Source organism: Streptomyces misionensis, from assembly GCF_007896895.1.
GTDB classification, from domain to species: Bacteria; Actinomycetota; Actinomycetes; order Streptomycetales; family Streptomycetaceae; genus Streptomyces; species Streptomyces misionensis_A.
Genome location: NZ_VOGW01000123.1, coordinates 1 through 11041, shown reverse-complemented (window position 1 = coordinate 11041; position 11041 = coordinate 1). Strand labels below are relative to the sequence as shown.

At 71.9% G+C, this 11041-nt stretch carries 6 protein-coding genes; 4 read left to right on the top strand and 2 right to left on the bottom strand.

Annotated elements, in window-relative coordinates; genetic code table 11:
- The first annotated feature begins 208 nt into the window (after positions 1–208).
- Both FRZ03_RS21585 and FRZ03_RS21580 read left to right on the top strand, forming a co-directional pair.
- The gene (locus FRZ03_RS21585) at positions 209–721 is read left to right on the top strand and encodes a DUF6912 family protein (RefSeq protein ID WP_146466801.1); all 513 of its coding nucleotides are present in this window, start codon (positions 209–211) and stop codon (positions 719–721) included.
- Positions 722–778: 57 nt separating this feature from the next.
- On the top strand, positions 779–1447 hold the full coding sequence (locus FRZ03_RS21580; RefSeq protein WP_146466800.1) for an HAD family hydrolase: 669 nt from the start codon (positions 779–781) through the stop codon (positions 1445–1447).
- Between the two features lie 51 nt (positions 1448–1498).
- On the opposite strand, the gene FRZ03_RS21575 is transcribed toward FRZ03_RS21580, so the two are convergent.
- Positions 1499–2065, bottom strand: a complete 567-nt coding sequence (locus FRZ03_RS21575) for a DJ-1/PfpI family protein (RefSeq protein ID WP_146466799.1) — start codon at positions 2063–2065, stop codon at positions 1499–1501.
- Positions 2066–2620: 555 nt separating this feature from the next.
- Between FRZ03_RS21575 and FRZ03_RS21570 the strand changes: the two genes are divergently transcribed.
- The gene (locus FRZ03_RS21570; RefSeq protein WP_146466798.1) at positions 2621–7573 is read left to right on the top strand and encodes an NAD-glutamate dehydrogenase; all 4953 of its coding nucleotides are present in this window, start codon (positions 2621–2623) and stop codon (positions 7571–7573) included.
- Between the two features lie 197 nt (positions 7574–7770).
- A complete protein-coding gene (locus FRZ03_RS21565; protein WP_398660835.1) occupies positions 7771–9285 on the top strand; it encodes a hypothetical protein in 1515 nt (504 codons plus the stop codon).
- Between the two features lie 85 nt (positions 9286–9370).
- On the opposite strand, the gene FRZ03_RS21560 is transcribed toward FRZ03_RS21565, so the two are convergent.
- A partial coding sequence (locus FRZ03_RS21560) for a glycosyltransferase family 2 protein (protein WP_261399288.1) occupies positions 9371–11041 on the bottom strand: 1671 nt, incomplete at its 5' end.

Sequence of the window (11041 nt, the reverse complement as noted above, 5' to 3'; positions counted from 1 at the left end):
CCCCGGTGGCGAGGGGGAGGCAAGGGTCACCGGTCAGGGGGATGGACAAGGGCCAAAGGCCCGGAAACAAGCGGGCGCACCGGGTGAGGAACGGCCCGTCGGGTTGACGTTCACGGGGTGCGGGCAGGGACCCGAAAGGGGACAGCCGCACGTATCCTGAAGGCCCTCCGGACGGCGGGGGAGCCCTGACCAGGAAAGAGCGGCCAGCATGCGCGTCTACGTCCCCCTGACCCTCCCCGGCCTCGCCGAGGCGCACCGGACGGGTGAGCTCGGGGCCGGCCCCTTCCTCGCGTACGCCGTCACGCCCGCGCTGCGCGAGTGGTACCTCTCCGACGACATCGAGGAGCTGGAGTACGCCGCGCTCGGCCGGGCCGCGCTGGCCTCGCTGCGGCTGCTCGCGGCCGACGCCGGCGCGCCGCGGCGCCGGGTCGTGGTGGCCGTGGACGTCTCCGACGGCGCCGCCACCGTCGACCCGGACCGCGGGCTCGACCCGGCCGCGCTGGGCGAGGTGACCGTGACGGTGACGGTGCCGCTCGCCAAGGCGGCGGCGGTCCACGTCGACGCCGAGGACGCGGAGCAGGACGTGACCGCGGCGGCGGGGGCGCTGGCGGCGGCGGACGGCGGGGACGACGACGCGCAGTTCGTGGTGGACGGCGCCGACGACCACGAGCTGCTGTGGTTCGCCACGCAGGAGATCCCGAACCTCGTCGGGCGGCGCTGACCAGGCGAGACGTCCGTCCCGGCGGGATTGTCAGTGGCGGCGGGTACGGTCTTGGGCATGGGGAAGCAGGCAAGCGCGCACATCGTCTGGGACTGGAACGGCACGCTCTTCCACGACAACGAGGCGATCATCGGGGCGACCAACGCCGCGTTCGCGGAGCTGGGGCTGGCGCCGATCACGCTGGAGCAGTACCGGGCGCTGTACTGCGTGCCCGTGCCGAAGTTCTACGAGCGGCTGATGGGGCGGCTGCCGACTGCGTCCGAGTGGGAGCTGATGGACGGCGTCTTCCACCGGTACTACACGGAGCAGCGGGCGCGGTGCGCGCTGACCGACGGCGCGGCGGAGCTGCTGCGCGGATGGCGGTCGGCGGGGCACAGCCAGTCCCTGCTGAGCATGTACGGGCACGAGGAACTGGTGCCGCTCGTGCGGGGGTTCGGGATCGCGGAGCACTTCGTCCGGGTGGACGGGCGCACCGGTCCGTCCGGGGGGAGCAAGGCGGAGCACATGGTGCGTCATCTGTCCCGGCTGGCGGGCGCGGTGGAGCCGGGGCGGACGGTGGTGATCGGGGACGCGGCGGACGACGCGGTCGCGGCGCGGTACGTCGGCGCCGGGGCCGTGCTCTACACCGGGGGGTCGCACAGCCGGGCCAGCCTGGAGGAGGTCGGCGTGCCCGTGGTGGACTCACTGGCGGAGGCGGTCGAGGTGGCGCAGCGCATAGCCGTCTGACCGGCGCCCGGCGCCGGCCCGCGCCGGTCTGCGGTGCGCTGCGCCGGTCCCTCAGTTCACCGGGGCCTTGGCGCGCAGCACCTTGAGGAACTCCCGCATCCACCCGGGGTGATCCGGCCAGGCCCGCGCCGAGACCAGTGTGCCGTCGGTCACCGTCTCCGTGTCCTGGAAGCTCGCGCCGGCCGCCTGCATGTCGGGCTCCAGGGCCGGGTAGGCGGTGACGCGCCGGCCGCGCAGGGTGTCGATCGCGGCGGTGAGCAGCGGGCCGTGGCAGATCTGGGCGACCGGCTTGTCCGCGTCGAAGAACGCCTTGAGGATCTTGCGCAGTTCGGGATCGTTGCGCAGGTACTCGGGAGCCCGCCCGCCGGGGATGACCAGGGCGGCGTACTCCCCGGGGTCCACCTCGGCGAAGGAGAGGTCGGCGGGCCAGGTGTAGCCGGGCTTCTCGGTGTAGGTGTCGTAGCCCGGCTCGAAGTCGTGCACGACGAAGCGGAGCGTCTTGCGGGAGGGGGCCGCGATGTCGACGCCGTAGCCCTCCTCGCGCAGCCGCTGGTAGGGGTAGAGGACTTCCAGGGACTCCGCTGCGTCACCGGTGACGATGAGGATCTTCGCGGGCATGTCGGCGCTCCTCCGGACAGGGACAGGCTCCTGGTCGTTCCCAGGGTGCTGCGCGAGGCGGCCGGGCGCTACCCCGTCCCGCGCCTCGACCGGCTGATTCCGGTTACGCCACCCGGGTGGCGCCCGGCGCTGTGCAGAACGTCAAACTTTGACCCCCTGTTTTGTACACATACGGCTCATGACGGTTCCAGGGTGAGGAGCGATAGCCTTGTGGCGTGATCAGCGCGATAGCTCGCGGGGCCGATCCGGCTCCCGCCCTGCGCCCGGGTTGCACGGAGCACCTCCGTGACCGGGCGGCGGTCGCTGGTCTTCGCGGGCGGTGCGGGGGCGCGGATGCCTCCCGGACGCCGAGGACGGCCCGGACAGCGACGGTGCCGAGAGCAGCGTCACACCCGACGGTCGTGTCGGAAAAGGCCGAATACCCCCCGCTCATCTCACCTCGCGGCATAGCGTCGGAACGGACCGGAAACCCCGGGCCGTGGCGTCGGGCCGCAGGGGAAGAGCCAGTACTTCCTTCTACGTCACGCAACGGCGCGCGACAGGAGCCAGAGGACAATGCAGACCAAGCTGGACGAAGCCAAGGCCGAGCTGCTCGAGAGGGCCGCCCGGGTAGCTGAGAACAGCCCGGTCGGGGGGCACCTACCGACCGGGTCGACGGGGGAGGGTGCCCCGGACACCCCGGACAGCGAGTCCACCCTCGCCTTCCTCCAGCGCTACTACCTGCACACGGCACCGGAAGACCTCGCCGACCGCGACCCGGTCGACGCCTTCGGCGCCGCGGTCTCGCACCACCGTCTCGCCGAGAACCGCCCCCAGGGCACCGCGAACGTCCGGGTGCACACCCCGACGGTCGAGGAGAACGGCTGGACGTGCAGCCACACGGTCGTCGAGGTCGTGACCGACGACATGCCGTTCCTGGTCGACTCCGTCACCAACGAGCTGACGCGCGGCGGACGCGGCATCCATGTCGTGATCCACCCCCAGTTCGTGGTCCGCCGCGACCTCACCGGCAAGCTGCTGGAGATCCTGCCGACCCCGCCCACCTCCGCCGATGACCTGCCGCACGACGCGCACGTCGAGTCCTGGATCCACGTCGAGATCGACCGGGAGACCGACCGCGCCGACCTCAAGCAGATCGCCGCCGACCTGCTGCGCGTGCTGTCCGACGTCCGGGAGGCCGTCGAGGACTGGGAGAAGATGCGCGAGGCGGCGACCCGGGTCGCCGGCGAGCTGGAGACCGAGCCGGTCCCCGCCGACATGCCCCAGCCCGAGGTCGAGGAGGCCCGTGAGCTGCTGCGCTGGCTCTCCTCCGACCACTTCACCTTCCTGGGCTACCGCGAGTACGAGCTGCGCGGGGACGACATCCTGGCCGCCGTGCCCGGCACCGGCCTCGGCATCCTGCGCTCCGACCCGCAGCACGCGGAGGACGACCAGCACCCGGTCAGCCCCTCCTTCGAGCGGCTGCCGGCCGACGCGCGTGCCAAGGCCCGCGAGCACAAGCTGCTGGTGCTGACCAAGGCGAACAGCCGGGCCACCGTGCACCGGCCGTCGTACCTGGACTACATCGGCGTCAAGAAGTTCGACAAGGACGGCAACGTCGTCGGGGAGCGGCGCTTCCTCGGTCTGTTCTCCTCGGCCGCGTACACCGAGTCGGTGCGCCGGGTGCCCGTCATCCGCCGCAAGGTGGCCGAGGTCCTGGACCGCGCCGGGTTCTCGCCCAACAGCCACGACGGCCGCGACCTGCTCCAGATCCTGGAGACCTACCCGCGCGACGAGCTGTTCCAGACGCCGGCCGCCGAGCTCCAGTCCATCGCCACCAGCGTGCTCTACCTCCAGGAGCGGCGTCGGCTGCGGCTCTACCTGCGCCAGGACGAGTACGGCCGCTACTACTCGGCCCTCGTCTACCTGCCGCGCGACCGCTACACCACCGGCGTGCGCCTGCGGATCATCGACATCCTGAAGGAGGAGCTGGGCGGCACCAGCGTCGACTTCACCGCCTGGAACACCGAGTCGATCCTGTCCCGGCTGCACTTCGTCGTGCGCGTCCCGCAGGGCACCGAGCTGCCCGAGCTGTCCGACGCCGACAAGGAGCGCATCGAGGCCCGCCTGGTCGAGGCCGCCCGCTCCTGGGCGGACGGGTTCGCCGAGGCGCTCAACGCCGAGTGCGGCGAGGAGCGCGCCGCCGAGCTGCTGCGCCGCTACACCAACGCCTTCCCCGAGGGCTACAAGGCCGACCACAGCCCGCGCGCGGCCGTCGCCGACCTGGTGCACCTGGAGCGGCTCACCCGCGAGGAGGGCAACGACTTCGCGCTGAGCCTGTACGAGCCGGTGGGCGCCGCCCCCGACGAGCGCCGCTTCAAGATCTACCGCACGGGCGAGTCCGTCTCGCTGTCCGCCGTGCTGCCGGTGCTCCAGCGCATCGGCGTCGAGGTCGTCGACGAGCGGCCGTACGAGCTGCGCTGCTCGGACCGCACCACCGCCTGGATCTACGACTTCGGTCTGCGCATCCCCGCGCTCGGCGGCCCGGGCGGCGACCTGCTGGGCGACGACGGCCGCGAGCGCTTCCAGGAGGCGTTCGCCGCCACCTGGACCGGCCGCGCGGAGAACGACGGCTTCAACGCCCTCGTGCTCAGCGCCGGGCTGAACTGGCGCGAGGCCATGGTGCTGCGCGCCTACGCCAAGTACCTGCGCCAGGCCGGCTCGACCTTCTCGCAGGACTACATGGAGGACACCCTCCGCAACAACGTCCACACCACCCGCCTGCTCGTCTCCCTCTTCGAGGCGCGCATGTCGCCGGAGCGGCAGGGGGCCGGCCTGGAGCTGACGGACGCGCTGCTGGAGGAGCTGGACGCGGCGCTGGACCAGGTGGCGAGCCTGGACGAGGACCGCATCCTGCGCTCCTTCCTGACCGTCATCAAGGCGACCCTGCGCACCAACTTCTTCCAGCGGCGCGCCGACGGCAGCCCGCACGACTACGTGTCGATGAAGTTCGACCCGCAGGCCATCCCCGACCTGCCCGCGCCGCGCCCGGCGTTCGAGATCTGGGTGTACTCGCCGCGCGTCGAGGGCGTGCACCTGCGCTTCGGCAAGGTCGCGCGCGGTGGTCTGCGCTGGTCCGACCGGCGTGAGGACTTCCGCACCGAGATCCTGGGCCTGGTCAAGGCACAGATGGTGAAGAACACCGTCATCGTGCCGGTGGGCGCCAAGGGCGGCTTCGTCGCCAAGCAGCTGCCGGACCCGGCCAAGGACCGCGACGCGTGGCTGGCCGAGGGCGTCGCCAGCTACAAGACGTTCATCTCGGCGCTGCTGGACATCACCGACAACATGGTCGGCGGCGAGGTCGTCCCGCCCAAGGACGTGGTCCGGCACGACGGCGACGACACCTACCTGGTCGTCGCGGCCGACAAGGGCACCGCCACCTTCTCCGACATCGCCAACGGGGTCGCCGAGAAGTACAACTTCTGGCTCGGCGACGCGTTCGCCTCCGGCGGTTCGGCGGGCTACGACCACAAGGGCATGGGCATCACCGCGCGCGGCGCGTGGGAGTCCGTCAAGCGGCACTTCCGCGAGCTGGGCGTGGACACCCAGTCCGAGGACTTCACGGTCGTCGGCATCGGTGACATGTCCGGTGACGTGTTCGGCAACGGCATGCTGCTGTCCGAGCACATCCGCCTGGTCGCCGCCTTCGACCACCGGCACATCTTCATCGACCCGAACCCGGACGCGGCCACCTCGTACGCCGAGCGCCGCCGCCTGTTCGAGCTGCCCCGCTCCAGCTGGGCGGACTACAACACCGAGCTGCTGTCGGCGGGCGGCGGGATCTTCCCGCGCAGCGCCAAGTCGATCCAGCTCAACGCGCACATCCGGGAGGCCCTCGGCATCGAGGGCAAGGTCGCCAAGATGACCCCGGCCGACCTGATGAAGACGATCCTCGAGGCGCCGGTCGACCTGCTGTGGAACGGCGGCATCGGCACCTACGTGAAGTCGTCCGCGGAGTCCAACGCGGACGTCGGCGACAAGGCCAACGACGCCATCCGCGTCGACGGCGCCGACCTGCGGGTCAAGGTCGTCGGCGAGGGCGGCAACCTGGGTCTGACCCAGCTCGGCCGGATCGAGTTCGCCGCGCAGGGCGGCAAGATCAACACCGACGCGATCGACAACAGCGCCGGCGTGGACACCTCCGACCACGAGGTGAACATCAAGATCCTGCTCAACGGCCTGGTCGCGGACGGCGACATGACCGTCAAGCAGCGCAACAAGCTGCTCGCGGAGATGACCGACGAGGTCGGCGCGCTCGTGCTGCGCAACAACTACGCGCAGAACACCGCGCTCGCCAACGCGCTGTTCCAGGCCAAGGACATGCTCCACGCCCAGCAGCGGTTCATCCGCCACCTGGTGCGCGAGGGTCACCTGGACCGGGCCCTGGAGTTCCTGCCGACCGACCGCCAGATCCGCGAGCGCCTCGCTCAGGGCCAGGGCCTGACCGGCCCGGAGACGGCCGTGGTGCTGGCGTACACGAAGATCACGATCGCCGAGGAGCTGCTGCACACCTCGCTGCCGGACGACCCGTACCTGCGCACCCTGCTGCACGCGTACTTCCCGACCGCGCTGCGCGAGCGGTTCGCGGAGGCCGTCGACAACCACCCGCTGCGCCGCGAGATCACCACCACGGTGCTGGTCAACGACACGGTCAACACGGGCGGTACGACGTATCTGCACCGGCTGCGCGAGGAGACCGGCGCCTCCCTGGAGGAGATCGTCCGGGCCCAGACCGCGGCCCGCGCGATCTTCTGCTCCGCCCCGGTGTGGGACGCGGTGGAGGCCCTGGACAACCGGGTCGACGCGGGCGTGCAGACCCGGATCCGGCTGCACTCGCGGCGCCTGGTCGAGCGCGGCACCCGCTGGCTGCTCAACAACCGCCCGCAGCCGCTCCAGCTCGCCGAGACGGTGGAGTTCTTCGCGGAGCGCGTCGAGCAGGTCTGGCAGCAGCTGCCCAAGCTGGTGCGCGGCGCGGACCTGGAGTGGTACCAGCACGTGTACGACGAGCTGTCCGCGGCCGGCGTCCCGGACGAACTGGCCACCCGCGTGGCCGGGTTCTCCTCCGCCTTCCCGGCGCTCGACATCGTCTCGGTGGCCGACCGGATGGGCAAGGAGCCGCTGGATGTCGCGGAGGTCTACTACGACCTCGCCGACCGCCTCGGCATCAGCCAGCTGATGGACCGCATCATCGAGCTGCCGCGCAACGACCGCTGGCAGTCCATGGCCCGCGCCTCCATCCGCGAGGACCTGTACGCGGCCCACGCGGCGCTCACCGCGGACGTGCTCACGGCGGGCAACGGCACCTCGACGCCGGAGCAGCGCTTCGGGGAGTGGGAGCAGCGCAACGCCCCCATCCTGAGCCGGGCGCGCACCACCCTGGAGGAGATCCGCAGCTCGGACTCCTTCGACCTCGCCAACCTGTCGGTGGCGATGCGGACGATGCGGACGCTGCTGCGCACGCACTCGTAGCCGTAGGACGAGGGAACGCCCCGGGCCGACGGACCGTCGGACCGGGGCGTTCCCTTTCTTGCCGACCTTTGTACAAAAGCGATCTGCCGATTTACCGTTTCCTGCTAATCGGTGTGATTCGGATAGGGTCTGCGCTGTGAGAGCGAATTACCTGGGCTTTCATTTCCTCGTCTATCGCATACGGGTGTTCCAGCAGGATGCACGCAGCGCCGTCTGACCTCGAAGAGCACGTGAGCCGCCCCGGCGCACCGAACGGCACCGCGCGGGCGGCCCGGGCACTGCCCCAGGCCGCCGCCGTGCTGGTCCTGGTGCTGCTGCTCCTGGTGATCGCCCGGCTGCCGTGGATCGGCGACCTGGGCATGCACGCGGCCACCATCCAGCGGCTGAGCCACGACCTGCCGCACCCCGGCAACCCGCTGGTCGACGCGGACACCCCGAGCCCGTACTACTCGCCGTGGATGCTGGTGCTGGGCGCGCTCGCCAAGGTGACCGGCCTGTCGGTGTTCGTGGTGCTGCGCGTCGCCGCGCTGGCGGGGCTCACCCTGCTGGTGACCGGCGTGTGGCGGTACGTGCGCACGCTCAGCGCCCACCGGGCGGCTCCGGCGCTGGCCCTGCTGAGCCTGGTGCTGCTGTGGGGGACGGCGGTCCTCAACTGGAGCGGCTTCGTCGGCCTGCACTCCCTCGCGCTGACCATCGCCTACCCGAGCGTGTTCGCCCTCGGTCTCACCTTCCACTTCTGGGCCTGGCTCACCCGCGCCCTGCGGGCTGAGGCGTCCTGGGCGCGCTGGCTGGGGCTGGGTGTGCTGTGGGCGCTGATCCTGCTGTGCCACCAGTTCACGGGCGTCGTCGCCACGCTCGGCGCGCTGGCCATGGTGGTCTCCGCGCGGCCCGGCCGCACGGTGTGGCTGCGGCTCGGCGGCGGGCTGCTCCTCGGGGCGGTGCTGCTGTGGCTGTGGCCGTACTACGACTTCTTCTCGCTGTTCTCCGCCGGGTCCGGCCTGGAGGCCATCCACAAGCCGCTGTACGAGCATCTGGGCACGCGGTTCGGGCTGGTGCTGCTGGGGGTGGCGGCGCTGACGATGCGCTTTCGGCGCGACCGGTGGGACGCCCTCGTGCTGTTCTTCCTGCTCGGCGCGCTGGTGTTCGCGGCGGGCGGGCTGACCGGGCACTACAGCTGGGGCCGGGCGATGCCCGCCGCGCTGATCCCGGCACAGCTCGCCGCCGCCCTCGAGGTGGTGTCGGCCGGCCGCCGGGCGGTGCGCACCGGGTGGGCGTGTGTGCTGGGCGTCGCGCTGGCGGTCGGGGCGTGGGCGCAGGCCGGGACGCTCGGGTACGCGACCGGCAAGGGGGCGCTGCCGTCCGTGCTGGCGGCCAAGTACCAGGCACCGTGGGTGGGATACCACTGGATCACGCCGTGGGTGCGGTACGGGGACGTGGTGATGGCGCGGACGTATCCGTCGCGGCAGATCCCCGCGTACGGCGCGTACACCGTCGCGCCGGGATACCCCGATGTGTTCCTGCCGGACGCCGCGCGGCGGTCGGCCGCGGTGGACCGGTTCTTCGCCGACGGGACGTCCCCGGCGCAGCGGCAGGGCATCCTGCGCGAGTACGGCGTGCGGTGGGTCGTCGGGCCGGCGAGCCTGGCCGGGCCGGGCCTGCGGAAGGTGACCACCGGCCCGGCGAGCCAGGTCCTGTACCGGGTCGTGCGCTGAGCCGCCCGCAGCCGTCGTGAAACACCGCGGCCCCGTGGACATCCACGGGGCCGCGGTGCTGTGACGCCGGCATGTTCGCCCGGCGCTACTTCAGGACGCTCGCCACCAGCTTCGCCGCCTTGCGGACCCGGGGACGGGCGATCTTGCGCAGGACCGGCCGGATCACCGTGGCCGTCGCGCCCACCGGGCGCCAGCGGAGCTGGAGGCGGCCGGGGTTGCGGCCCTCCGGCTCCACCGTGACCTCGTGCGGCGTCGCACCGGAGCGGTAGTCGACGCGGGCCGTGGCCGCGGGGAAGTCCAGCGGGGCCAGCAGGACGCCGGAGTTCCACAGGCCCTGCTGGTTCAGCCGGACCAGGGGGTGGCGGATGCCCTCGAAGCCCTGGAGGGGGAGCTGTGCGGCGGCGAGGTCCAGCCGGACGCTGCCCTCGAAGACGCCGGGGCTGACCGGGTCCAGCCGGAAGGGCACCGTCATCCGGCGCCCGCCCGGGGAGAGGATCAGTCCGGCCCGCTGGGGGCCCACGGGGAGCCGCAGCCCGGGGTCGTACGTGCGGATGGCCAGCGTGAGCGAGGCCCCGCTGCCCCGGGTCAGCTCGGTGATCTCGTGGCGGAACTGCGCCGTCGGGAACGGGCGCGTGTCCAACTCCAGGTCGGCAACGGCAAGTTCACGGCGGCCCCGGTCCGTGTCCGGGACGCTGTCGCCCCAGTACGGCACGCCCGCCGCGTCCGAGGTGACCCGGCGCGGCGCCACCTCCTGGCCGAGCCCGCGCGCCGCCGCCCGGACGTCGGCGAGGCGGCCCGAGCGCAGCAGTTCGAGGACGATCCGCTCGGGGCGGGGCAGCCGGGTGTAGGCGCCGGGGGCCAGCGTGTCCAGGTACGGGTTCATGATGTCCGCGAACGCGGCCAGCCACTCGTCGTCCCGGTACGGCAGGTCGCCCGCGTACATCCGGAAGTCGTGCTTGAGGAACTTGTAGTCCTTGTCCTCCCGCAGCCCCGCGTGCCCGCTCTCCACCAGGAAGTCGTCGATCAGCCGCTGGACGTGCACCCGGTCCCGGACGTTGGTGACCTTGTGCCGCTGGTTGGAGATGGACGCCGAGGCGGCCGCCGCGTACGGGTCGATGTACCAGACGTACACCGGGTCCGGGATGATCGTGAACGCCTTGGCCAGGCAGTACGCCTGCGCCGAGAACAACTGGTCCTCGTAGTGGATGCCCTCGGGGAAGCGCAGGTCGTGCCGGTCCAGGAAGGCGCGGGCGTACATCTTGCTGGTCGACAGGTGCTCGAAGAACAGCCGCGGGTCCGCCTCGATGCCCTCGATCGTGCGGTGCTCGGCGACCAGGTGCGGCATCCACGTCGTGCGGCGGCCGTTGTCCACGCGGACCCGGCGCACCGCGCCCATGGTGAAGTCGACCTCGCGCTCGCGATGCGCGGCCAGCAGCAACTCCACGGCGTTCGGCGGGAGTTCGTCGTCGCTGTCGAGGAACATCAGATAGGGCGCGCGGGCGATCTCGATGGCCCGGTTGCGCGGGGCGCTGCACCCGCCGCTGTTCTCCGGCAGCCGCAGATAGCGGACGCGGGGGTCCTCGGCCTCCAGACGGCGCGCCACCGCCGGCGTGTCGTCGGTGGAGTGGTCGTCGCTGATGATGATCTCGATGTCGGCGTGCGTCTGCGCGCGCAGCGAGGCGACCGCCCGGGGCAGACGGGCCGCGTCGTTGTAGACGATGACGGTGACCGTGACGTCGGGGGTCGTGGCCGGGGT

What these genes read in the sequence shown, in the direction of transcription:
- FRZ03_RS21585 (WP_146466801.1), top strand. Translation starts at nt 209, where the DNA reads ATGCGCGTCTACGTCCCCCTGACCCTCCCCGGCCTCGCCGAGGCGCAC.
- FRZ03_RS21565 (WP_398660835.1), top strand. Translation starts at nt 7,771, where the DNA reads ATGCACGCAGCGCCGTCTGACCTCGAAGAGCACGTGAGCCGCCCCGGC.
- FRZ03_RS21570 (WP_146466798.1), top strand. Translation starts at nt 2,621, where the DNA reads ATGCAGACCAAGCTGGACGAAGCCAAGGCCGAGCTGCTCGAGAGGGCC.
- FRZ03_RS21575 (WP_146466799.1), bottom strand. Translation starts at nt 2,065, where the DNA reads ATGCCCGCGAAGATCCTCATCGTCACCGGTGACGCAGCGGAGTCCCTG.
- FRZ03_RS21580 (WP_146466800.1), top strand. Translation starts at nt 779, where the DNA reads ATGGGGAAGCAGGCAAGCGCGCACATCGTCTGGGACTGGAACGGCACG.